This is a genomic window from Desulfuromonas acetexigens, from assembly GCF_900111775.1.
Lineage (GTDB): Bacteria > Desulfobacterota > Desulfuromonadia > Desulfuromonadales > Trichloromonadaceae > Trichloromonas > Trichloromonas acetexigens.
Genome location: NZ_FOJJ01000001.1, coordinates 292,744 through 315,981, shown reverse-complemented (window position 1 = coordinate 315,981; position 23,238 = coordinate 292,744). Strand labels below are relative to the sequence as shown.

The 23,238-nt window shown below is 57.1% G+C and carries 24 protein-coding genes; 9 read left to right on the top strand and 15 right to left on the bottom strand.

Annotated elements, in window-relative coordinates; translation table 11 throughout:
* Positions 1 to 14 precede the first annotated feature (14 nt).
* From BQ4888_RS01510 to BQ4888_RS01470, 9 genes are all read left to right on the top strand, one after another.
* Positions 15 to 1,763: a DEAD/DEAH box helicase gene (locus BQ4888_RS01510; protein WP_092052738.1), complete on the top strand. Its 1,749-nt coding sequence runs from the start codon at positions 15 to 17 to the stop codon at positions 1,761 to 1,763.
* 262 nt (positions 1,764 to 2,025) lie between these two features.
* On the top strand, positions 2,026 to 3,300 hold the full coding sequence (locus tag BQ4888_RS01505) for a DUF4236 domain-containing protein (protein ID WP_092052735.1): 1,275 nt from the start codon (positions 2,026 to 2,028) through the stop codon (positions 3,298 to 3,300).
* Positions 3,301 to 3,509: 209 nt separating this feature from the next.
* Entirely contained in the window at positions 3,510 to 3,755 is a 246-nt protein-coding gene (locus BQ4888_RS01500; RefSeq protein WP_092052732.1) for a type II toxin-antitoxin system Phd/YefM family antitoxin, read from the top strand.
* On the top strand, positions 3,745 to 4,029 hold the full coding sequence (locus BQ4888_RS01495) for a type II toxin-antitoxin system RelE family toxin (protein ID WP_092052730.1): 285 nt from the start codon (positions 3,745 to 3,747) through the stop codon (positions 4,027 to 4,029). The genes BQ4888_RS01500 and BQ4888_RS01495 overlap by 11 nt, the downstream gene beginning before the upstream one ends.
* 111 nt (positions 4,030 to 4,140) lie before the next feature.
* Positions 4,141 to 4,419 carry a type II toxin-antitoxin system Phd/YefM family antitoxin gene (locus BQ4888_RS01490; RefSeq protein WP_092052727.1) on the top strand — a complete coding sequence of 93 codons (279 nt, stop codon included), beginning with the start codon at positions 4,141 to 4,143 and terminating at the stop codon, positions 4,417 to 4,419.
* Positions 4,416 to 4,712 (top strand): type II toxin-antitoxin system RelE/ParE family toxin, encoded by a 297-nt coding sequence (locus BQ4888_RS01485; protein ID WP_092052725.1) that lies wholly within the window; start codon positions 4,416 to 4,418, stop codon positions 4,710 to 4,712. The genes BQ4888_RS01490 and BQ4888_RS01485 overlap by 4 nt, the downstream gene beginning before the upstream one ends.
* 56 nt (positions 4,713 to 4,768) lie before the next feature.
* Complete coding sequence (gene trpD, locus BQ4888_RS01480; RefSeq protein WP_092052722.1) at positions 4,769 to 5,794, top strand: anthranilate phosphoribosyltransferase; 1,026 nt, start codon at positions 4,769 to 4,771, stop codon at positions 5,792 to 5,794.
* 4 nt (positions 5,795 to 5,798) lie between these two features.
* Positions 5,799 to 6,509: an indole-3-glycerol-phosphate synthase gene (locus BQ4888_RS01475; RefSeq protein WP_092052720.1), complete on the top strand. Its 711-nt coding sequence runs from the start codon at positions 5,799 to 5,801 to the stop codon at positions 6,507 to 6,509.
* Entirely contained in the window at positions 6,506 to 7,186 is a 681-nt protein-coding gene (locus BQ4888_RS01470; RefSeq protein WP_092052718.1) for a phosphoribosylanthranilate isomerase, read from the top strand. The genes BQ4888_RS01475 and BQ4888_RS01470 overlap by 4 nt, the downstream gene beginning before the upstream one ends.
* Positions 7,187 to 7,237: 51 nt before the next feature.
* Here BQ4888_RS01470 and BQ4888_RS01465 read toward each other — a convergent pair whose 3' ends face one another.
* The 15 genes from BQ4888_RS01465 to lepA all read right to left on the bottom strand — a co-directional run bounded on the left by BQ4888_RS01465 (position 7,238) and on the right by lepA (position 23,167).
* A complete protein-coding gene (locus BQ4888_RS01465; protein ID WP_092052715.1) occupies positions 7,238 to 7,906 on the bottom strand; it encodes a flavodoxin family protein in 669 nt (222 codons plus the stop codon).
* A gap of 24 nt (positions 7,907 to 7,930) precedes the next feature.
* Positions 7,931 to 8,242: an RNA recognition motif domain-containing protein gene (locus BQ4888_RS01460; protein ID WP_092052713.1), complete on the bottom strand. Its 312-nt coding sequence runs from the start codon at positions 8,240 to 8,242 to the stop codon at positions 7,931 to 7,933.
* 17 nt (positions 8,243 to 8,259) lie between these two features.
* Positions 8,260 to 9,117: a ribosome biogenesis GTPase YlqF gene (ylqF, locus tag BQ4888_RS01455; protein WP_092052711.1), complete on the bottom strand. Its 858-nt coding sequence runs from the start codon at positions 9,115 to 9,117 to the stop codon at positions 8,260 to 8,262.
* Between the two features lie 365 nt (positions 9,118 to 9,482).
* Complete coding sequence (locus BQ4888_RS01450; RefSeq protein WP_092052709.1) at positions 9,483 to 9,830, bottom strand: type II toxin-antitoxin system RelE/ParE family toxin; 348 nt, start codon at positions 9,828 to 9,830, stop codon at positions 9,483 to 9,485.
* Complete coding sequence (locus tag BQ4888_RS01445) at positions 9,811 to 10,086, bottom strand: hypothetical protein (RefSeq protein WP_092052706.1); 276 nt, start codon at positions 10,084 to 10,086, stop codon at positions 9,811 to 9,813. The genes BQ4888_RS01450 and BQ4888_RS01445 overlap by 20 nt, the downstream gene beginning before the upstream one ends.
* Before the next feature lie 99 nt (positions 10,087 to 10,185).
* Positions 10,186 to 12,339 carry an ATP-dependent DNA helicase RecG gene (gene recG, locus BQ4888_RS01440; RefSeq protein WP_092052703.1) on the bottom strand — a complete coding sequence of 718 codons (2,154 nt, stop codon included), beginning with the start codon at positions 12,337 to 12,339 and terminating at the stop codon, positions 10,186 to 10,188.
* 15 nt (positions 12,340 to 12,354) lie between these two features.
* Positions 12,355 to 12,558 (bottom strand): DUF1858 domain-containing protein, encoded by a 204-nt coding sequence (locus BQ4888_RS01435; protein ID WP_092052700.1) that lies wholly within the window; start codon positions 12,556 to 12,558, stop codon positions 12,355 to 12,357.
* 17 nt (positions 12,559 to 12,575) lie between these two features.
* Positions 12,576 to 13,052, bottom strand: coding sequence for a transcription elongation factor GreA (gene greA / locus BQ4888_RS01430; RefSeq protein WP_092052697.1), 477 nt, complete (start codon positions 13,050 to 13,052; stop codon positions 12,576 to 12,578).
* Positions 13,053 to 13,146: 94 nt separating this feature from the next.
* Positions 13,147 to 16,392, bottom strand: coding sequence for a carbamoyl-phosphate synthase large subunit (gene carB / locus BQ4888_RS01425; protein WP_092052695.1), 3,246 nt, complete (start codon positions 16,390 to 16,392; stop codon positions 13,147 to 13,149).
* A 75-nt stretch (positions 16,393 to 16,467) separates the two neighbouring features.
* Positions 16,468 to 17,604 carry a glutamine-hydrolyzing carbamoyl-phosphate synthase small subunit gene (carA, locus tag BQ4888_RS01420; RefSeq protein ID WP_092052693.1) on the bottom strand — a complete coding sequence of 379 codons (1,137 nt, stop codon included), beginning with the start codon at positions 17,602 to 17,604 and terminating at the stop codon, positions 16,468 to 16,470.
* Between the two features lie 82 nt (positions 17,605 to 17,686).
* A complete protein-coding gene (locus tag BQ4888_RS01415; RefSeq protein ID WP_092052690.1) occupies positions 17,687 to 18,958 on the bottom strand; it encodes a dihydroorotase in 1,272 nt (423 codons plus the stop codon).
* Between the two features lie 33 nt (positions 18,959 to 18,991).
* Positions 18,992 to 19,924, bottom strand: coding sequence for an aspartate carbamoyltransferase catalytic subunit (locus BQ4888_RS01410; RefSeq protein WP_092052688.1), 933 nt, complete (start codon positions 19,922 to 19,924; stop codon positions 18,992 to 18,994).
* A 21-nt stretch (positions 19,925 to 19,945) separates the two neighbouring features.
* Positions 19,946 to 20,482 carry a bifunctional pyr operon transcriptional regulator/uracil phosphoribosyltransferase PyrR gene (gene pyrR, locus BQ4888_RS01405; RefSeq protein ID WP_092052686.1) on the bottom strand — a complete coding sequence of 179 codons (537 nt, stop codon included), beginning with the start codon at positions 20,480 to 20,482 and terminating at the stop codon, positions 19,946 to 19,948.
* A gap of 214 nt (positions 20,483 to 20,696) precedes the next feature.
* Positions 20,697 to 21,362: a signal peptidase I gene (gene lepB / locus BQ4888_RS01400; RefSeq protein ID WP_092052683.1), complete on the bottom strand. Its 666-nt coding sequence runs from the start codon at positions 21,360 to 21,362 to the stop codon at positions 20,697 to 20,699.
* Positions 21,362 to 23,167: a translation elongation factor 4 gene (gene lepA, locus BQ4888_RS01395; protein WP_092052681.1), complete on the bottom strand. Its 1,806-nt coding sequence runs from the start codon at positions 23,165 to 23,167 to the stop codon at positions 21,362 to 21,364. Before lepA ends, lepB begins: the two co-directional genes overlap by 1 nt.
* Positions 23,168 to 23,238: the final 71 nt, after the last annotated feature.

Sequence of the window (23,238 nt, the reverse complement as noted above, 5' to 3'; positions counted from 1 at the left end):
CGCAAAGGATTCCCATGAGCGAAGAAGCCATCGTCAGTTTTGCCGAGCTCGCCCTGGCCCCGGCCGTTTTCCGGGTCATCGACGAAGTTGGTTACGAAACCCCCTCGCCGATCCAGGCCCAGAGCATCCCGCCACTCCTCGAAGGGCGCGATCTGCTCGGTCAGGCGCAGACCGGCACCGGCAAGACCGCCGCCTTTTCCCTGCCGCTCTTGAGCCGTATCGATCCGGCGCTGAAGTATCCGCAGATTCTGGTGCTGACCCCGACCCGCGAGCTGGCCTTGCAGGTCGCCGAGGCGATGCAGACCTACGCCCGGCATTTACCGGATTTTCAGGTGCTGCCGGTCTACGGCGGGCAGAACATGAGCCAGCAGTTGCGTCAGTTGCACCGGGGCGTGCAGGCGGTAGTGGGGACGCCGGGGCGGATTCAGGACCATCTGCGCCGGGGGACGCTCAAGCTCGATCGCCTGCTGGCGGTGGTGGTGGACGAAGCGGACGAGATGCTCAAGATGGGCTTTATCGAAGAGGTCGAGCAGATTCTCGAACATGCGCCGCCCACGCGGCAGACCGCGCTCTTTTCCGCGACCATGCCGAGCGAGGTCTTGCAGGTGGCCCGCCGCCATCTCAAAAATCCCGTGGAAATCCGCATCAAGAACAAGACCTCGACGGTCGAGACCATCAGCCAGCGTTTCTGGCAGGTGAAGGGGCTGCACAAGTTGGACGCCCTGACCCGGATTCTCGAAGCGGAAGATATCGACGGCATGATCATCTTCGTCCGCACCAAAATCGCCACCGTCGAGCTTGCGGAAAAACTCGAAGGGCGGGGCTTTTCCTGCGCGCCCCTCAACGGCGACATGACCCAGGCGATGCGCGAGAAGACTGTCGAGCGTCTGAAAAACGGCAGCCTCGACATCGTCGTCGCCACCGATGTGGCGGCCCGCGGCCTCGACGTCAAGCGCATCAGCCACGTGGTCAATTACGACATTCCCTACGACACCGAGGCCTACATTCATCGTATCGGCCGCACCGGGCGGGCGGGAAGGGAAGGGAAGGCAATCCTTTTCGTCGCCCCCCGCGAACGGCGCATGCTCAACGCCATCGAACAGGCGACCCGCCAGCCGATTACGCCCATGACCCTGCCGAGCCGCAAGGATATCACCGACCGGCGCATCGGCCTCTTCAGGGAGATGATCGCCGAGACGATGGAGTCGCAGGATCTGGAATTTTTTGAGGAGTTGATCGACAACTATCAGGATGAATACGATGTCGGCCTGCGCCGCATCGCCGCGACTCTGGCTTATCTGGTACAGAAGGACAAACCCTTGCAAATGGAGGGCGGCGCCGAAGAGAAGATCGAGGCGGCGCCCGAGTTCGTAGACCGTCCCCGCGTCCGCGAAAAGACTGGTGATAGCCGCCGTTACCGCATCGAGGTCGGCCGCATCCACGGCGTCGAGCCGCGTCACATCGTCGGCGCCATCAGCAACGAGGCGCAACTGAGCAGCACCCACATCGGGCAGATCAAACTCCACGACGCCTTCAGCCTGGTCGACCTCCCCGCCGATCTGCCCAAGGAAACCATCCGCCTGCTCAAGGACGTCTGGGTCTGCGGCCAGCGCCTGCAACTCAGCCTCGACGGGGGAAGGCCCGAGTCGGGCAAAGAAAAACCGTTCAAGAAAAGACCGGGGAAGAAGGTCGAAAAAGCGGTCAGGGCAAAACCGATTGGGAAAAAACCACCGGTGAAGAGGAAAAGCAAGGGAGAGAATTGACAAGACCTAAGGAAGGGGCTATAAAAAACGTCTTTAATGTGTGATGGTTCTGTTTTGGTTGGTCGTGGAGGGAACGTGAAAATCTCCGATTGATTCAATAAAAGCCGCCGATTTCGGATTTCATGCCGAAATGGCGGCTTTTTGTGTCGAGAGCTCTGGGAATCGGAATTTTATTCGGATCCGTCTAGATATTGATAGATCTTAACAAATGATACGTCCGTGAACTTTATTCCCATGGATATTTTGCATAAAGGAGGAAGAAATGGGGTTTTTCATAAGAAAAAGCTTTAGAGCTGGTCCTATAAGATTCAACCTGTCAAAAAGTGGAATCGGAGTCTCGGCTGGAGTAAAGGGCGCTAGAGTTGGGGTAGGTCCCAGAGGTGCCTATGTTGCTGGTGGCCGCGGAGGTTTGTACTTTAGAGAGACAATCGGTGGCAGCAGTGCGAGATCTGGAAATAGAATTTCATCAACTTCTGTTCAGGCACCAAGGGGAACGGGTGAACTGTTCGATGAATTTCTAGATACGGGTTTAACTTACGAATCCCCAATTAAAAAATCAACGCTGCATATCAAGCAACCTCCCGCCCTTCCAGAACCTAAATCCTTTAAAGCAACACTTGTAATCGGAATAATTTTTCTTCTGATTAGTTTGCTCAATTTTAGTCCAAAAAATCCGCCGATTTTTTCAATCATAGTAACAATCGTTTTTCTAGGAACATCAGCATATTTCATTCTTTACAACAAGGATGTCAAGCAACATGCTGAATTAACTAAACAGTTTCTAGAAAAGTTGTTTAAAATAGTTGAAGAGGGGAAAAAGCCGCCATCTACCTATATCCCAGAGTCTTTATCAAATGCTTCATCCAATTTTAAAAAACATTACAGCAATAAAGCTATTCGCGCCTATATAGCATCGTTTTGTAATGAGGTGATCGCTGAAAAAGAGCTTGAAACTGCCAAAATGAAACTTGAAATATCTAATGACGAATTTTTAAATGCAAAACTTCACGTATTTTCAAATCTTTTTGATACCTACCTAGAAGACGGGGAGTTAGACGTCGAGGAGGAAGCCAGCATTAAGAGCGTTGCAAAAAAGTTGAATATTCCAAGAGAAACTATTGAAAGCGAGATGCAAGTCATTTCGGTTATGTCTAGCATCAGAGAAGATGTGAATTCCGCATTATCCCCAATAGAGACCCCCTTGCCTTTGCAAAAGGGCGAAATCTGTTACTACCGTTCAGATGCAAAAATACTCAAAGAAAAGACACTTAGCACACAGACCATAAGTGGAACAAAATACAAAAAGAAAGGTTTTGACATAGAAAAAGAAGGGACAGCGTACCTCACCAATAAAAAAATTGCTATTGTTGGTGCTGGCGTTTATACAATTCCGATCAGTAAGATTGTCGATGTCGTTCTAAATATTGAAAACAGTATTATAGAGCTATCACTAGACAATAGAAAAACATCTCTTTATTTAACTCTTGCAATGGCAATACCATTTGCGGCAAAATTAGAGAAAATAATGCAGAAGTAGTTTGTTTTTTGCCTCTTCCGCTAAATCTGTGGGTCGGGGGGGTCGCGGGGTCTGGGAAAGTCGCTGGGGTCGCGTCTTGCTTCGAAATACTGCTTGAAGGCATTCCATAAAAATCAATTGTTTTCTCCCTTGAGAAAAATAAATCTTTTGTTCCCTGCGATTCACACGCTATTATGGTGCCATATTTAAACCTATTTCGAGGGCTTATTATGGACCGAATTTTTGCCTCCGCATCCGTCAGCATCAGCGACCTCAAGAAAAACCCCAGTCGCGTCATCCTTCAGGCCGAAGGCGCTCCCGTGGCGATTTTGAATCACAACAAACCGAGCGCCTATCTGGTTCCGGCCGCGACGTTCGAGGCGGTTATGGAAAAACTCGAAGAGTACGAGTTGGCGAAACTGGTGGAAGAACGGGCCGAGGAAGCGACGGTGAAGGTCGGCCTTGATGACCTATGAACTCGAATTCAAGGTGTCCGCGCTCAAGGAATGGCGCAAACTCGACGAGTCGGTTCGTCATCAGTTCAAGAAAAAACTCGTCGAAAGACTTGTCCAGCCCAGAGTTGAAGCAGACCGTCTGCGCCACTTGCCGGATTGTTACAAGATTAAACTGAGAAATGCCGGTTATCGGCTGGTCTACCAGGTTGACGACCGCAAGGTTCTGGTGATTGTGGTGGCGGTCGGCCGCCGTGACCGCCTGACCGTCTACCGCGCGGCCAAGGATCGCACCTGAACGCGAAAGCCCCCTGCCTCCAAATCAAAGGCGTGACATCACCCGAAAAAAGATCGTTGCGTCAGCCACCTCCAGATGCTACTTTCAAAAGTACAACAGGAGGTACAACCAATGCCAAGAGTCCCGAAAATTATCCCCATCTCGGATCTTCGCCAGGACGCCAGCGGCGTCATCAAGCGCGTATCCGCTTCCCGCGAACCCCTGTTTATCACCCAGCGCGGAAGGGCCGCCGCCGTGATGGTCAGCATGAAAGAGTACGAACAAACCCAGCATGAGCTTGAAATCCTGCGATTGCTTGCTCGTGGCGAGCGGGACATCGAGGCCAGCGTCGGCTTCAACCTGGAAGCCGTGCTGGCTGACGCGGATGCGCTGCTGGCGGAACAGCAATGAAAATCGTCTTTACCCCAGCGGCACGCGATCAGTTTCTCCACGCATTGGTCTATATCCGCCGCGACAACCCGTTCGCGGCGATTTCTTTTCGGCAGAAAGCCGAAAAAATCCTCTCTCGTCTCCGCGATTATCCCGAAACCGGGCGAATCCTTCCTGAGTTTCCGGTCATTCACTACCGTGACATCATCGTGACGCCCTATCGGTTTTTCTATCGGGTCAAAGACGATGTGGTCTGGGTCGTGGCCGTCTGGCACGGCGCACAGATTCCTGAAGACCCTTCAGAAATCATCTAAAAACGTGAAAGCCCCCTGACTCTGCCCTTTCAAAAATAATCTAGAGGGAAATAGGCATGTATAAAAACGTACTGCAAAAGGCAACGACCAATCAGGAGTTGTCTGAACAAGAAATCTTCGGACTCATCAACGCCATCAACAAGGATGAAGTCAGTAACTTGCAGATCGCCGGTTTCCAGGTCGCCCTGCTGATGAAAGGTTCTTCTCTCAAGGAAATTACCTATCTCGCCAAAGCGATGCGGGAAAACTGTGTTCCCTTGCGACCTGCCTTGCAGGAAGAACTGATGGATACCTGCGGGACCGGCGGCGGTCTGAGCACCTTCAATATCTCCACGGCAACAGCCATCGTCGCGGCCTCGGCAGGGATTCCCGTGGCCAAGCACGGCAGCCGTTCCATCTCAAGTCTATCCGGAAGCGCCGATGTGCTTGAGGCCCTGGGCGTCAATATCCATCTTTCTCCGGCCCAGGCCGAAAAAATGATCGAAGAGATCGGCATCGCCTTTCTCTATGCCCCGTTATTCCATCCGGTGATGGGCAAAGTTCTCCCGGCTGAATCCGACCTTGGCATCAAAACGATTTTTTATACGATCATCGGCCCCCTGATTAATCCCGCTTTTGCCACCCGGCATCTCCTCGGTGTCTACAAGCCGGAGTTGCTGGATACTGTTGCTCAGGTGGCCAGGGATCTGGGCTACACCAGGGCCATGTTTGTCCACGGTGAGGACGGTCTGGATGAAATTTCCCTCATCGGTGCAACAAGAATCAATGAACTCAAAGATGGTACGATCACCTCGTACACCATTCAGCCCGAAGACTTCGGCCTGGAACGCTGCACCTTGGAAGAGATTAAAACAGGGACACCCGAGGAAAACGCACAGACCATCCGCGGTGTCTTTTCGGGCGAAATCACCGGCCCCAAACGCAACGTTATCGTTCTCAATGCGGCCGGCGCCCTGATTGTCGGCGGCAAAGCAGCCAGCTTTGCCGAAGGCCTTGCCCTTGCCGGCCAATTGATCGACAGCGGCGCAACGGCGAAAAAACTGCACCAGCTAAGCGCGCTTTCCAATTCGTTCGCGGGGTAAACCGATGTACACCAGGTTTTCAGATGCGCTGATCGCAAGAAAAGAGGCCGGTTTTATTCCCGTCATCCCCGATATCAAATGCATCTCCCCCAAAGAGGGCGACCTGCTGCGCGGAAGAGACCCACTGGCGGTGGCACAGCTCCTGGCCCGGGCCGGCGCACCGGCCTTGTCGGTGGTCACGGAAACGAAAGACTTCGGCGGTTCGCTGGAGCTGCTGCGGCAACTTGCGAAAAACACCACCCTGCCGATCCTCCGCAAGGATTTCATCACCAGCTGTGAAGATATGACCCTGTCCAGAGAATGCGGCGCGCAGGCCATCCTGCTGATCTGCGCCCTGCACACCCTGGATTCACTGACAACCCTTTACAACGAAGCACTGAAAATCGGACTGGAACCACTGGTTGAGGCGCATACCGAGGAAGAATTGGGTTGGGCGGGAAAAATCGGGGCAAAACTGGTGGGGATCAACAACCGGGACATTCTGAAGCTTGAAAAAGATGACGGAACGGTATCCGCAACAGAGCTCTTGGCCAGTCATAAGCCAAAAAATGCGATCCTGATCAGCGAAAGCTCCATTCGCACGCCTGCGGAAGGGCAGGCCGCCATTCGGGCGGGCGCCGATGTGCTGTTGATCGGCACTGCGCTCTGGCAGGCGGACGACATGGCGGCATCGTATCAGGCCTTCAGCCGGAGCAGTGAGATTCCACCGGCATGAATGGCATCACGGTCAAAATCTGCGGTTTGCGACGACCATCCGATGTCCAACTGTGCCAGCAACTGGGGGTAGATATCCTCGGTTTTGTGACGGAGTACCCCCTTCCGGTTCCCTGGAACCTGAGCCGCCAGGAGGCTTTGCCCCTGTTGCAGTTGGTTCGACCTGTCTGCCGAAGCTGCCTTGTCACGGGCGGCCCCCCTGAAAAAGTGATCGAACTGGCCTCCAGCCTTCGGCCCTCCATGGTGCAGATCCATTACAAGGAAACACTGGAGGAAACGATCAAAATATCTGATGCTCTGCACAAACTCAATATTCAGGCGATCAAGATCGTACCGACCCAAGCGGAGGAGCGCATGGCCCAATTCGGCACAGTGGATATTGCCGCAATTGTCGCCAAGCTCTGCACAACCAGCCTCTACGGATTGCTGGCCGATTCCCGAACGCCAGACAACGCTTTACAGATCGGTGTCCCGCTAAATCAGAGTTTCTGCACAGAGATCATCAAAGTATCATCGAAGCCGGTTTTCATAGCGGGCGGAATCAATCCGGAAAATGTCCGCCTTCTTCTGGAACAAACCGGTGCGAAATATATTGATGTCATGACAGGCGTGGAAAGTAGTCCAGGGATCAAAGATGCAGAAGCATTGTCCCGTCTAGTGTCGTCTCTTGGACATTAGATCAGGAAGGGGTAGGGGGGCGGGCCATGCTCCGCAACATTTATCCATCCTTCATCCCAACAGATGCTCCCGCCAGTATTGATGTTCCGCCGGACACTCTCCCTTGCGGTATTCCACCAGCCGTTTCATGCGCGCCTTGAAAGTCGTTCGATAGTCGGCCTGAGCGGGGAAATCCTTCTTTTCCTCGATGCTGCGGCAAAGATCCCGGCCCAGATCGCGGGCCTGGTTGAAAAGGATGGCTTCGTCGGGGAAGGTGCGCTCGCCGGCCATGGGGGAACCGACGCCACCGACGGATTGAGCGCCGGTCGAGTTGATGAACCGCTCCATATAGCGCATGACTTCGTCATCCTCGCCGCCGCCTGACGTCTCTACGACAGCGCCGTATTTCCCTTCGAGCAAGAGACAGTGCAGAATGTTGCCGCTGCGGTCGAAAAGGGCCTTGAGTTGGGCGGTAACGCTGAAGATGTAGTTGGGACTCGCCAGGATGAAGCCGTCGCACTCCAGCAGGCTCTTCTTGATCGCCTCGTAATCGTCCTTCAGCGGGCAGACGCCGGTTTTGTGGCAGTGATCGCAACCGATGCAGGGGAGAACCTTGCGCTTGGAAAGGTCGATCAATTCGGTCTTGACGTCCTTGTCCAACCCCGCCAGAACCTCTTCGAGCAAACGACCGGTATTGCCTTTCATGCCGCGAGGGCTGCCAATGATGACGGCGATCTTCATAAGCTTCCTCCTGGATGGAAAATGTTACAGGCGGCGCTTTCCGGGACGGTTGGGCTTTTTTCCGCTTCCGGGCCTGGCGGGTGGCCCCGGTTTTTGCGGCCGGGCTTCCGAAACCTCAATCTTGCGCGGACCGAGGAGGGCGCCGTCGAGGGTATCGACCACCTCGCGCACCTTGACGTCGGCCATCTTGACGTAGGCGCAGCCCTTGAACTGACCGGTCTGGTGATCGGTGATCATGTGGATGGAGCGCACCTTGCCCGCCACCTCGAAAAGCTTCTGCAGTTCCTCTTCGGTGGTCTCGAAGGCGATATTCCCGACGTAAAAATCGACCAGCATAAAATCTCCAGTATTATCTATGAGTTATCGGTTGAATCTAAGGTTTCTTCTGAAGGCTCCTCGAAGCTGATGCGGCCGAGCTTGCCGCCACGCAGTTCGCGGATAAAGGCCTCGGCAGCGCGGTGCATATCGATCTCGCCGCCGGCCATCAGGCAACCCCGTTTGTGGCCGATCGCCTCGACCAGCGCGGTGGGCGTCTCGGGAAGATCGTTCAGGCCGTAGCGCTCGCGCAGCATTTCGGGATAGCGGCGCAGTAGATAGTCCCCGGCATAGAGCGCCACTTCGAGATAATCGATGGCGCTGTCGCCGATGGCGCCGCTCGCCGCCAGCCGATAGGCGACATCCTGATTTTCCATATCCGGCCAGAGCAGCCCTGGCGTGTCGGAGAGCATAATGCCGTTGCGCAAGTCGACCTGCTGGTGGCAGGTGGTGATGGCCGGGCGGTCGCCGACCCTCGCCATCTTCTTGCCGGCGAGGGTATTGATCAGGGTCGATTTGCCGACATTGGGGATGCCGACCACCATGGCTCGCAGGGGAAAGCCGGGCTTGGCGCGCTTGGGCGCAAGCTGTTTGCACAATTTGGTGATGAATCCGACCTGGCCCCGGTCACGAGCATCGTAGGGGAGGGCGCGCACGTCTTTCTGGGCATCGAAAAAGCGTACCCACGCCTGGGTGATCTCCGGGTCGGCGAGATCGCTTTTGTTCAGAATCTTGATGCAGGGTTTATGGCGACGCAGGGTGCCTAGAATCGGGTTGGCGCTGGAAACGGGAAGACGGGCGTCAAGCACTTCGATAATGACGTCGAAGGATATGATGACATCGGCCACCTGCCGACGGGCTTTCGCCATGTGCCCGGGGTACCACTCAATTTTCATCGATCTAAAGTTCCTTCAGTTGAAAAACGTCTTGATTGGCGGGCAATTTAACATAGTCCCACCGAAAATGTCGAAAATTTCCGTGGGCGACAACTCATGCATCATTCCGGAGGAGACGTGCCTAGACGGCGACGGCAAAAGCCGGACGTAAACACATTACGTCGCATAAGATATATTATGTAAACTAAAGTGAATCTGAAACCAGAGGGGTATCGAAAGAAAGAGGATCTTGAAAACGGGTCACGGTTGTCAAAATGTCGCTGGGGACACGATTTCCGCCTATACCCAAGCCAGCCCCGGTCGATAAAAGTTGATTACAGGGCAAATTTGGAGGCCGGGACTTCACCGCCTCCAACTAACTGTTTTTATTTATTATTTTCCCATATCCGAAGAAGCGAGTTGGTTCTACGAATACCCATGCCGTGCCAAAGCGCAACCAGGCCGACATATTGATCGGTTACTTCATAGATGATGCAATATTTCACCGGACCCGAGTCGACATACAACTCTTTCAGGATCACCTGTTCCCCAGCCAGCAAATAAGGAGAATCGGTACCGACAAGGTTATTTTCGTATAAAAGTTTTTCCGCTTCTGCAATACGGTCGAGAAACGCCTCCGCCACCTCAACTCTGTAGCGGTCCGCTAAATTCCGCGCATATCGCCGAACCTGAGTCTGGTATTCGAGCGAGCGCTTAAGCGGACGTTTTGCCATTCCGCAGCTCTTTCTTGATTGAATTGAAGAAATCATCTTCTTCCGCCACCACTGTACCCACTCCTGAACGCAATTCGTACCAACCCCGTTCAACGGAATCGATGATTTTTTTTTGTTCGTCTGCGTGCTGAACATACATCCGCAACGAATCCCGGAGCACATCCTGTTCGTTACGCCCTTCGCGTTGGGCAATCCGTTTAAGGTTCATGCTGTCGGCTTCATCAAGCCTGAGTCCCAGTTGCCTGTTACTTTTCATAACCCTACCTCCATGGTATCTTTGTTACCAAGATACATCATCAAATATCACCTGACAAGTTTCCTGATGTACTAGGCTCGAAGCAGAAATAGCTTTTCCTCAGCCGATACTCGCCAACTCCAGCCGATTCCCCCAGCGCTCCATCAGCACCTGCCGTACTTCCTCATATTGCGGATGGGTCATGAAATCCTCCTCGGCGGCGAGGCGGAAGGCTTCGCGGCGGGCGTCCTCGAGGACACGGCCGTCGCGGAGGAGATTGGCGACGCGGAAGTCGGGCAGGCCCGCTTGCCGGGTGCCGAGAAATTCGCCGGGGCCGCGGATTTCTAGGTCGGCTTCGGCGATGCGGAAACCGTCGCTGGTTTCGGTCATCACCTGCAAGCGTTTCATGCCGTCCTCGCTGCAACGCTGGGAGCGGATCAGCAAACAATGGCTCTGATCGGCGCCGCGCCCGACCCGCCCGCGCAGCTGGTGGAGTTGGGCCAGGCCAAAGCGCTCGGCATGTTCCACCAGCATCACCGTAGCGTTGGGCACATCAATGCCGACCTCGATGACCGTGGTCGATACGAGAATATCGATCCGGCGCTTTTTGAAATCCTCCATCACCGCTTCTTTTTCGTCCGGCTTCATCTGTCCGTGCAGCAACCCGACCTTGGATTCGGGAAACACCTCAGCTTGCAGTTGGGCGGCCCCTTCGCTGGCGGCGAGAAGATCGGATTTTTCCGATTCCTTCACCAGCGGATAGACAATATAGGCCTGCCTCCCCTGCCCTATTTCTTTTTTAATGAAATTATAGGCCCGCTCTCTGTAATTTTCCGTCAACACCTTGGTGACGACGGGGGTTCGTCCCGGCGGCAGTTCGTCGATGACGGACAGGGCGAGATCGCCGTAGAGGGTCAGGGAGAGGGTGCGGGGGATGGGCGTGGCGGTCATGACCAGGATGTGCGGGGAGATTCCCTTGCGTTTGAGCACACCCCGCTGACGCACCCCGAAACGGTGCTGCTCGTCGATGATCCCAAGGCCAAGCTGCCGGAATTCCACCCCTTCTTGCAGCAACGCATGAGTACCGACGACGAGATGGATGGCGCCTGTACGGACGGCTTCGAGGACTTCCCGTTTCTCCTTGCCGCTTTGCGAGCCGGTCAAGAGCGCACAGCGCAGCCCCAGGACTTCGAGCCAGCGGTGAAACTGCAGATAGTGCTGCTCTGCGAGGATTTCCGTCGGCGCGACCACCGCCACCTGGGTGTCGTTTTCGATAGCAATGAGCGCCGCCATCAGGGCGACGATGGTCTTGCCGCAACCGACATCCCCCTGTACCAGCCGATTCATCGGATGGGGGGCCATGAGATCGGCTTTGATTTCGCCAAGCACCCGGCGCTGGGCGGCGGTGAGCTGGAACGGGAGCATCTTCGCCAGGGGCCGGGTGTAACGGTGCTCGACTTGGAAGGGAATCCCTTCCTCAAGAACGACGCCCCGGCGTTTCAGGGCCAGACCGAGTTCGAGAAAGAAAAATTCGTCGAAAACCAGGGTGCGGCGAGCGGCATCCCTCCCCTCTTCCAACGCGGCCAGTGAAACGTCGGCCTCGGGCCAATGGGCTTGGCGGAAGGCTTCGTCCAGGGGGAGTAGTTGCGCGCGGGAAGCGATGTCATCGGGGATGGCGGAGACCGCGAGGGAGGCGTAGCAATCGACCACCTCTTTCATGATCTTGCGCAAGCTCTTTTGCGGCAGGCCTTCGGTGAGGGGATAGACCGGCAGGATGCGGCCGAAACTCAAAGGATCGGCGCGCAGGATCGTCTCGGCATCGGCCCCTTCGGGAAGGAATTCCACGTCGGGGTGGTGCACTTCGCGCAGGGCGCCAAAGCGCTTGATCTCGCCGATGAAAACCGCCTTGCGGCCGACGGCGAACTGTTTTTTCATCCAGTCGCCGCGATAACGAAACCATTTAAGCGCTACCTGGCCGCTGCCGTCGCTGACCATCGCCTCAAAAATCTTTTTGCGGGCGCGGGGGGTGACGGTCTCGGCGGCATAGGTGATTTCCCCAGTGAAAACCTGTTCGGTGCCCGGGAGCAGTTGCGCTATTTTTTTGAGTTGGCGACGGTCTTCGTAGCGGAATGGCAGGCAGTAGAGGGCGTCCTCCACGGTGTGGAGTCCGAGTTTGGCGAGTTTTTCCAGAACACGGGATCCGACCCCCCGGATGGTCTCCAGGGGGGTGGCAAGCAGTTGCGTACTGCGTTTTCGGGTGGGAGTCAGAGACATCCCCTCCCCTCCCGGTTACTTTTCGAAAATAGCGTTGAGCGCCTTGAGCAGCTCGTTGACATCCAGGCCGTGAGCGGTGGCGCCCTGCTCCAGACTTTCGTTCATGGCGCCCATGCAACCGACGCAGCCGAGATTAAACTGGCGCAGAACTCCGACAACTTCCGGGCTCATCTGCATCACTTGGTGAAAGGTCATATCCTTGGTGACTTTCTGGCTCATGATTTTGTCTCCTTTGATTATTCGTATTTGATGTCGATGATTTCGTAGATGCGCAGCCCCGAGGGCACCTTGATACGCACTTCGTCATCGAGCTTGTGGCCAATAAGAGCCTTGCCCACCGGGGAGGTGACCGAGATCTTCCCCTGCTTGAGATCGGCTTCATCCTCGCCAACGATCTGATAGGTCACTTCCGTGCCGGAATCGACGTCGAAGATGGTCACGGTCGCACCGAAAACCACCTTGTCGGTATCGAGTTCCGCCGGGTTGATGACCTGGGCGCGGGCGATTTTATCGTTCAGTTCCTTGATGCGACCTTCGATGAAACCCTGACGATCCTTGGCCGCATCGTACTCGGCGTTTTCCGAGAGATCTCCATGGCCGCGGGCTTCGGCGATGTCCTGGACAACTTTCGGACGATCGACACGAATCAGCTTCTTGAGTTCTTCCTGAAGGCGCTGATAGCCTTCCTGGGTCATGGGTATGGAATGGGACATGGCTGCTTCTCTTTCCTTTTCCAAAAATAGTGTCGGGCAGGTTACCCCGCCCGACATGTGTATAGATACCGGTTTTTTGCTGAAAAGAAAACCTTTATTTCGCTGGATAATACTCTTGGAGGGGCGTCACGTCAAGACCTTCGCGCCCCATGGCAAGGATACCGTCGACAGCGGCGTTGATTCCGGCGGCGGTGGTGTAGTAAGCGACGTTGTTCATCAGCGCCGTGCGACGGATGGAATAGGAGTCGGCAACGGACTGAGGTCCGAAGGTGGTGTTGAAAACCAGCTGGATTTCCCGGCTCTTCAGGGCGTCGACAACATGGGGGCGCCCTTCCTTGACCTTGTTGATATGGCTGACGGGGACACCGTGGGATTCCAGATAGCTCGCCGTGCCGTGGGTCGCCACCAGCCGGAAGCCGGCTTCCGCCAGTTTCCGCGCCGATTCGAGAATATGGCGCTTATCCGCATTCTTGACGCTGATGAAGGCGCTACCGCTCAAGGGCAACTTGACATTGGCCGCCAGCTGCGACTTGGCGAAGGCCTTGCCAAATTCGTAGTCGATGCCCATGACTTCGCCCGTCGATTTCATTTCCGGACCAAGCAGGGTATCGACGCCGGGGAATTTGACGAAGGGGAAGACCGATTCCTTGACCGAGATATGCTTGGGAATGATTTCTCCGGCAATGCCAAGCTCTTTCAGAGATTTTCCGGCCATGACCCGGGCGGCGATCTGGGCCAGCGGCCGACCGGTGGCCTTGGAGACGAAGGGGACGGTCCGACTGGCGCGGGGGTTGACCTCCAGCAGGTAGACGACGGCGTCCTTGACCGCGAACTGGATATTCATCAGGCCGATGACGTTCAGCTCCAGGGCCAGAGACTCGGTCTGTCGGCGGATGTCGTCAACGATGGCCGGGGCCAGGGAATAAGGCGGCAGGGAGCAGGCCGAATCGCCTGAGTGAATACCCGCCTCTTCAATATGCTGCATGATGCCGCCGATGACAACCTCGGTACCGTCGCAGAGGGCGTCCACATCGACCTCAATGGCGTCTTCGAGAAACTTGTCAACGAGAATCGGATGCTCGGGCGAGGCCTCGACCGCGTACTTCATGTAATTACTGAGCTGTTCCAGGTTGTAAACGATCTCCATCGCCCGGCCGCCGAGCACATAGGAGGGGCGCACCACCACCGGGTAGCCGATGCGCTCGGCTACCTTCTGGGCTTCCTCGAAGGAGCGGGCCAGGCCGTTTTCCGGCTGTTTCAGGTCGAGCTTGTGCAGCAATACCTGAAAGCGCTCCCGGTCCTCGGCGCGGTCGATGGCATCAGGCGAGGTGCCGATGATCGGGACTCCGGCCTGTTCCAGGGCGACCGCCAGCTTGAGCGGGGTTTGCCCGCCGAATTGAACGATGACGCCGACCGGTTTTTCCACGGCGACGATCTCCAACACGTCTTCCAGGGTCAGCGGCTCGAAGTAGAGGCGATCCGAGGTGTCGTAGTCAGTGGAGACCGTCTCCGGGTTGCAGTTGACCATGATCGTCTCGAAACCGTCCTCGGCCAGGGCGAAGACGCCGTGCACGCAGCAGTAGTCGAATTCGATCCCCTGGCCGATGCGGTTGGGGCCGCCGCCGAGAATCATGATCTTCTTGCAGTCGCTCGGCGCCGCCTCGCACTCTTCTTCGTAGGTCGAGTAAAGATAAGGGGTAAAGGCGACGAACTCGGCGCCGCAGGTATCGACCCGTTTGTAGACCGGGAGCACGCCGAGGCGGTGACGCAGAGCACGAACCTCCCCTTCCGGCATTTGCCAGAGTTGGGCCAGGCGCTTGTCGGAAAAGCCGTTTTGCTTGGCCTCGCGCAGGATTCCGGCATCTTCCCGAGCGCCAGGAGCCAAGGCGGTCAGCTCCGTCTCCATCGCCACAATCCCGGCCAGATGCTGCAGGAACCAGGGATCGATGTTGGTCAGCTCGAACACCTCTTCGATGGAAAAGCCGGCGCGGAAAGCGTCGCCGACGTACCAGAGGCGCTCCCAGCTGGGGACCCGCAGCTTGGAGTTCAACAGGGCCTGTTCCGTTTCTGTCAGTTCCCGACGCGAATCCTCACCTTGTCCGAAGAGGCGGCTCTCCAGGCCGTGGGAGCCGATCTCCAGGGAGCGCAGCGCCTTCTGGAAGCTCTCCTTAAAGGTCCGGCCGATGGCCATCACCTCTCCCACCGATTTCATCTGCGTGGTCAACGTCGCGTCGGCCTTGGGAAACTTCTCGAAAGTGAAACGGGGAATCTTGGTGACGACGTAGTCGATGGTCGGCTCGAAGGAGGCGTAGGTTTCCCGAGTGATGTCGTTGCGGATCTCGTCCAGGGTGTAGCCGACGGAGAGCTTGGCGGCGATCTTAGCGATGGGGAAGCCGGTGGCCTTGGAGGCCAGCGCCGAGGAGCGGGAGACGCGGGGATTCATCTCGATCACCACCAGTCGGCCGTCCTTCGGGTTGATGCCGAACTGGATGTTCGAGCCCCCCGTTTCCACGCCGATTTCGCGGATGATGCGCAACGAGGCGTCGCGCAGGATCTGGTATTCCTTGTCGGTCAGCGTTTGCGCCGGAGCGACGGTGATGGAGTCGCCGGTATGCACCCCCATGGGATCGAGGTTTTCGATGGAGCAGATGATGACGACGTTGTCGGCGAGGTCGCGCATGACCTCCAGCTCGTACTCTTTCCAGCCGATGACCGATTCCTCGACCAGGATTTCATCGGTCGGCGAGGCGTCGATCCCGGCCATGGCCATGGTTTCGTACTCTTCCCGGTTGTAGGCGATGCCGCCGCCGGTGCCGCCCAGGGTGAAGGAAGGCCGGATGATGGCCGGGAAGCCGACATGCTCAATGACCTCCAGGACTTCCTGGTAGTTGTGCGCCAACCCCGAACGGGGGACGGCCACACCGATGCGCTCCATCGCCTGCTTGAAGAGGGTCCGGTCCTCGGCCATTTCGATGGCCGGCAATTTGGCGCCGATGAGTTCCACGCCGAATTTGTCGAGGGTGCCGTTCTTGGCCACGGCCACCGCCGTGTTGAGCGCGGTCTGCCCGCCGAGGGTCGGCAGCAGGGCATCGGGACGCTCCTTCTCGATGATGCGCGCCAAAACCTCAGGGGTCACTGGCTCCACATAGGTACGGTCGGCAAAGCCGGGGTCGGTCATAATGGTGGCCGGGTTGGAATTGAGCAGTACGACTTCGTAGCCCTCTTCCTTCAACGCCTTGCAGGCCTGGGTGCCGGAATAGTCGAACTCACAGGCCTGACCGATGACGATCGGCCCCGCGCCGACGATGAGAATCTTTTTGATGTCCGTACGTTTGGGCATATTTTATCTTTCATTCACGAGGAGAAAGGTTAAAGGACAAAGGATAAAGGAAAAGCTATAAGTACCTTTTTCCTTTTACCTTTTTCCTTGAGCCTGCTTTGCCTCTGCCATCATCGCGATGAAGCGGTCGAAGAGATAGCGGGCGTCGTGGGGACCGGGGGAAGCCTCGGGATGGTACTGGACGGAGAAGGCCGGGAGCGTCCGATGACAGATCCCCTCGACGGTGTTGTCGTTGAGATTGACATGGGTTTGTATCGCGCTGTCGGTGATGGAGGCGGCATCGACGGCGAAGCCGTGATTCTGCGAAGTGATCTCCACGGCGTGCTGATCCCCCTGCAAGACCGGCTGGTTGCCGCCGCGATGGCCGAACTTGAGCTTATAGGTTTTGCCGCCCAGGGCCAGGCTGAGCAGCTGATGGCCGAGGCAGATGCCGAAAATCGGCTTCTTGCCAAGAATTTTGCGGATGTTTTCCTGAGCGTAGTGGATCGGCTCGGGATCACCGGGGCCGTTGCTGAGGAAAACCCCGTCCGGATTCATCGCCAGCACCTCTTCGGCCGGAGTCTCGGCGGGAACGACGGTGACGTCGCAACCGAGACTGACCAGATTGCGCAGGATGTTGCGTTTGATGCCGAAATCGTAAGCCACCACCTTGAAGCGCGCCGGCGCCTCGGGGCGCGTATAGCCCTGGCCCAGTTCCCACAACCCTTCGTCCCAATGGTAGGGGGCCTCGCAGGTCACTTCCCGCACCAGGTCGCGGCCGACGATGGAGGGCGCCGCCTTAGCCTTTTCTACCAGGCTCGCGCTATCCGTATCGACCGAGGAGATAATCCCGGTCTGGGCGCCGTGGTCGCGGATGTGGCGGACCAGCGCCCGGGTGTCGATCCCCTGGATGCCGACGATGCCGTTCTCCTTGAGATAGGCGTCGAGGCTCATGCGTGCACGCCAGTTGCTCGGCACCTCGTGGTATTCCTTGACCACGAAACCGGCCAGATGTGGGCGGGAGGATTCCACATCCTCGGGGTTGATGCCGCAGTTGCCGATCATCGGGTAGGTCATGGTGACGATCTCGCCGCGATAGGAAGGATCGGTAAGGATCTCCTGATAGCCGGTCATGCTGGTGTTGAAGACCACCTCGCCGGTGACTTCGCCGGTGGCGCCGAAGGATTTTCCGTGGAAGACCCGGCCGTCGGCCAGGGCCAGAATGGCTTTCATTATGCGTGGGACTCCTTTTGGTGGGCGAGCGCCCGTCGAAACGCCATCGGTCGCGCTTCGACGGGCGCTTATAGTCAGTGATTTAACGCTGATAGACGACTTTGCCGCCGACGATGGTGCGAACCGCCGCGCCCTGGACGTTCCAGCCATTAAAAGGTGTATTCTTGCTCTTCGATTGAAACTTGGCAGCTTCGACCGTCCATTTCAGCTCCAGGTCGATCAAAGTCACATCGGCGACAGCGCCGACACTCAGGGTGCCGCGGGGAATGCCGAGAATCCCCGCGGGCGCGGTCGTCAACTTAGCGACCATGGCGCCGAGGGAAAAAACGCCGTCGCGGACCAGGGCCAGGCTCAGCGGCAGGGCGGTTTCCAGACCGACAATGCCATTCAGGGCAACGTTGAATTCGACATTTTTCTCGTCGATATGATGGGGAGCATGGTCGGTGGCGATGGCGTCGACGGTGCCGTCGGCCAGCCCCTGGCGCAGAGCCGCCAGATCCTCGGCGGTACGCAGCGGCGGATTCATCTTGGCGTTGGTGTCGTAACCGCGCACCGCTTCTTCGGTCAGGGTGAAGTGATGGGGGGTCGCCTCGCAGGTCACCTTGACCCCGCGCTTCTTGGCGGCGCGGACGATCTCCACCGAGCCCTTGGTGGAAACATGGGCGACATGCAGCCGTGCGCCGGTGAATTCGGCGAGGAGCACGTCGCGGGCGGTAGCGGCATCCTCGGCGACCCAGGGAATCCCCTTGAGCCCGAGTTCGGTGGCGACGAAACCGTAGTTCATCACCCCTTCGCCGACCAGGGAAAGATCCTCGGCGTGGGAAATCAGCGGCAGATTGAAGGGCTTGGCATATTCAAAGGCGCGGCGCATCATCTCGCCGTCGCTCACCGGCTTGCCATCGTCGGAGAGGGCGACGCAGCCGGCCTCTTTAAGATCCCCCATCTCACTGAGGGTGTCGCCTTTCAGCCCCTTGGTGATGCTGCCGATAGGAAAAACGTTGGCCGCCCCTTCCGCTTTCGCCTTTTCGATGATGTAGCGGGTAACCGCCTTGTTGTCGTTGATCGGGTTGGTGTTCGGCATGCAAGCCACCGAAGTAAAGCCGCCGGCGACCGCCGCTTTTGTGCCGGAGACGATATCCTCCTTGTACTCTTGGCCGGGATCGCGCAGATGGACGTGCATGTCGATCAGTCCCGGGGTCACCAGCAGCCCGCCGGCGTCGATGACTTCGGCGCCTTTGCCGTCCAGGTTCTTGCCAACCTGGGCGATGCGCCCATCCTGAATCAGCAGGTCAAGGGTATCGTCGATGCCGTTGGCCGGATCGATGATCCGGCCGCCTTTGATAAGAATGCTCATATCCGTCACCTCTTTAAGAAAAATCGTCAATAATCAGGATTCGCTCGCTTCGCCGCCGGCCACCAGATAAAGCAGAGCCATGCGCACCGCCACGCCGTTTTCCACCTGGTCGAGAATCACGCTCTGCTTCCCGTCCGCCACATAGGAGGAAATTTCCACCCCACGATTCAAGGGGCCGGGATGCATGACAATGGCGTCGGGCTTGGCCAGGGCCAGGCGCGCCGGGTTGAGGCCGTAGAGGCGGGCATATTCGCGCAGGGTCGGCAGCAACGTCTTACCCTGGCGCTCCAGCTGGATCCGCAGCATCATGACGACGTCGGCATCACGCACCGCGTCGTCCATGTCGGTGAAGACCTCGGCGCCGAGGCGCTCGATCCCCGGCGGCATCATGGTGCCGGGGCCGCAGAGACGGACCTTCATCCCCATCTTGGTCATGGCGTAGAGGTCGGAGCGAGCCACCCGGCTGTGGGTGATGTCGCCGACGATGGCGACGGTCAACCCCTCGAGTTTGCCTTTGTGCTGACGAATGGTGAGCAGGTCGAGGAGCGCCTGGCTGGGATGCTCGTGGGCGCCGTCGCCGGCGTTGATGACCGAGCAGTCAATACGCTCGGCCAGATAGTGCGGGGCGCCGGAGGCCGAATGGCGCATGACGATAATGTCGGGCTTCATCGCCTGGATGTTCTTGGCGGTGTCTTCCAGCGTCTCGCCTTTGGTCACCGAAGAGGTGGAGGCGGTCATGTTGATGGTATCGGCGGACAAGCGCTTGCCGGCGATTTCGAAGGAGGTGCGGGTGCGGGTGCTCGCCTCGTAAAAGAGGTTGACGATGGTCTTGCCCCGCAAGGTCGGTACTTTCTTGATCTCGCGGCTGTTGATTTCCTTGAGGCTGTCGGCGGTATCGAGAATCAGTTCGATGTCTTCTCTGGAGAGCTGTTCCGTGCCAAGGATGTGCTTATGGCGGAAAGACATGGGGGCCTCCCTGCTGGGCTGTTAGGGTTTGACGAGACGGACTTCGACCGGGTTGTTGTCGCCGGAGAACTCGACGAGAATTTTCTCCTCGCGGGAGGTCGGCACGTTGCGCCCGACATAATCAGCGCGGATCGGCAGTTCCCGGTGGCCCCGGTCGATGAGCGTCGCCAGCTGGATGTTTTTCGGCCGACCGATATCGATGAGGGCGTCCATGGCGGCGCGGATGGTGCGGCCGGTGAAGAGGACGTCGTCGACCAGAACCACCTTGCGTCCGTCGAGGGGGAAGGGAATTTCGGTCTTGCCGAGGGGCAGGCTGCCGCGGGAACCGAGATCGTCGCGATACATGGTGATGTCGATGGTCCCCAGAGGAACCTCCTCCCCTTCGATCTGGGCCATACGGTCCCGCAGCAGGCGGGCCAGGTGGTCGCCGCCGCTGCGAATACCGATCAGAACAACCCCCGCCGTCCCTTTGTTGCGCTCGAGAATCTCGTGCGCAATCCGGGTGAGAGCGCGACTGATGCCGGCGCTGTCGAGAATCACCGTTTCGTTGCTAGCCATGCCCGAATCTCCTTTGGTTCGTGGTTACGGCACAAAAAAATACCTTCCCGCCGGTGGGCGAAAAGGTATGAGTGTACGAATTGCGGAACTGGATTTTCTGCATCTTTGCCACCCTTGCTAATCTCTCGGGATTAACGTTAAAGGGATAAGTCGAATTTTCGGAACTATAGCAACACAAAATCCGTCAAGTCAACGGAAAACGCTCGGGCGGAAATTACTCGATGGGACGGCCGAGACGGTTCCAGCGAATTTTTTTCAGCCAACTTGCCTGCGAGTCCCAGGACCAGTATTTGATGAAGGCCAGCCCCTTGATCTTCGATTCTTCGACAAAGCCCCAGAAACGGCTATCGTAGGAACGATCGCGGTTATCCCCCATGACGAAATAATGCCCCTCGGGAACCTCGATGGCGGGCATAAAATCCCGGGGACCGAAACCGGGGGCGACGATATTATTCTCTTTATGGATTTCCTGGGGGATCTGGTAGGGCTCGCCGTTGACCAGAACCTTTTTGTCCAGAACTTCTACCGTGTCGCCGGGAAGGCCAACGATGCGCTTGATGAAGTCGCGACGCTGGAAGAAGTTTTTTCCCTCATCCTCGGGGAATTCGAAAACGATGACATCCCCCCGCTCAGGATGGCGGATGGTCAGGTAGCGGCCATCGACGAAGGGGACCTGCACGCCATAAAGAAACTTGTTGACCAGCAGATGATCGCCGATCAGCAGGGTATCTTCCATGGACCCGGAGGGAATCTTGAAGGCCTGAACAACGAAGGTGCGGATGATCAGCGCCAGGATGGCGGCGACAAAGAGGGCTTCGGCATACTCCCGATACCAGGGTTTTTTGACCGCCGTCGGGGTGGAAATTTCGGATTTCGACATTATTTCTGCTCTTTCACCTTGAGAATGGCGAGGAACGCTTCCTGAGGCAGTTCGACGTTGCCGACCTGCTTCATGCGTTTCTTCCCTTCCTTCTGTTTTTCCAGCAGTTTCCGTTTACGGGTGATGTCACCGCCGTAGCACTTGGCGGTAACGTCCTTGCGCAGCGCCTTGACCGTCTCGCGGGCGATGACCTTGCCGCCGATGGCGGCCTGGATAGCCACCTCGAACTGCTGCCGGGGGATAAACTCTTTCATCTTCGACACCAGATCCCGTCCGCGGTATTGGGCCTTGTCGCGATGGACGATGAGGGAGAGGGCGTCGACCAGATCGCCGTTGATCAGCACGTTGAGACGCACCAGGGCGCTTTCGCGGTAGTCGAGATGCTCGTAGTCGAAGGAGGCGTAGCCGCGGGTGATGGACTTGAGCCGGTCGTAGAAATCGAGGACGATTTCGTTCAAGGGCAGCTCATAAACGACCATGACCCGATTGGCGGTGAGATATTTGATCTCCCGCTGGATGCCGCGTTTTTCCTCGCACAGGGCGAGAACGGTCCCGACGAATTCGTTGGGGACATGAATCGAGGCGAGGATGAAGGGCTCGTCGATGCGTTCGATGAACTGCACCTCGGGAAGCTTGTTGGCGCTCTCCACCCGCAGGTGTTCCCCTTTGACCGTGGTCACGTTGTAAACAACGGTCGGCGCGGTGGTGATGAGATCGACGCCAAACTCCCGCTCCAGGCGTTCCTGGATGATTTCCATATGCAGCAGGCCGAGAAAGCCGCAACGAAATCCAAAACCGAGAGCCAGGGAGTTTTCCGGCTCGAAGGAAAAAGAGCTGTCGTTGAGACGCAGCTTTTCCAGAGCGTCGCGCAGGGAGTCGTACTCGCCGGTGTCAATGGGATAAAGGCCGGAAAAAACCATCGGTTTCACTTCTTTGAAACCGGGTAGCGGGGTTTCGGCGGGCCGGTGCAGATGGGTGAGGGTGTCGCCGACCTTGGCGTCCTGCACCACTTTGATGCCGGCAATGAGAAAGCCGACCTCGCCGGCGGAAAGTTCCTTCATCTCCACCGGATGCGGGGTAAAGACGCCGACCTTGAGGACCTCATAGCTTTTTTTATTGGCCATGAGCTGTATTTTGTCCCCTTTTTTCAGGCAACCGTCGAAAATCCGCACGAGAACGATGACCCCCTGGTAAGAGTCGTACCAGGAGTCGAAAATCAACGCCTTGAGGGGCGCATCGGGGTTCCCTTTGGGGCGGGGAACCTTCTTGATCACCGCTTCGAGGATCTCGTGGATGCCGATCCCTTCCTTGGCGCTCGCTTCTACGGCGTCGGCGGTGTCGAGACCGATGATCTCTTCGATCTCGGCTTTGACCGCCTTGGCGTCGGCGCTGGGCAGGTCGATTTTGTTGAGCACCGGAAAGACTTCGAGGTTCTGGTCGATGGCCAGATAGACGTTGGCCAACGTCTGCGCCTCGACCCCCTGAGAGGCGTCGACCACCAGCAGCGCCCCTTCGCAGGCGGTCAAAGAACGGCTCACCTCATAGGTGAAATCCACATGTCCCGGGGTGTCGATGAGGTTGAGAACATAATCATGGCCATCGTCGGCCCGGTAGTTGAGGCGCACGGCCTGGGCCTTGATGGTGATGCCGCGCTCCCGTTCCAGTTCCATTTTGTCGAGGAACTGTTCGGTCTTTTCCCGGTCGGTCAGGGCGCCCGTGGTTTCGAGGAGACGGTCGGCGAGGGTCGATTTTCCGTGATCGATATGGGCGATTATGGAAAAATTTCGGATATACTGTTGGTCCATAAAGGGCTTTTCGGCTTGATGTTAGGATTAAAGACGCAATCCCGTAAAATAGTGAATTCGCCGACTTTTGT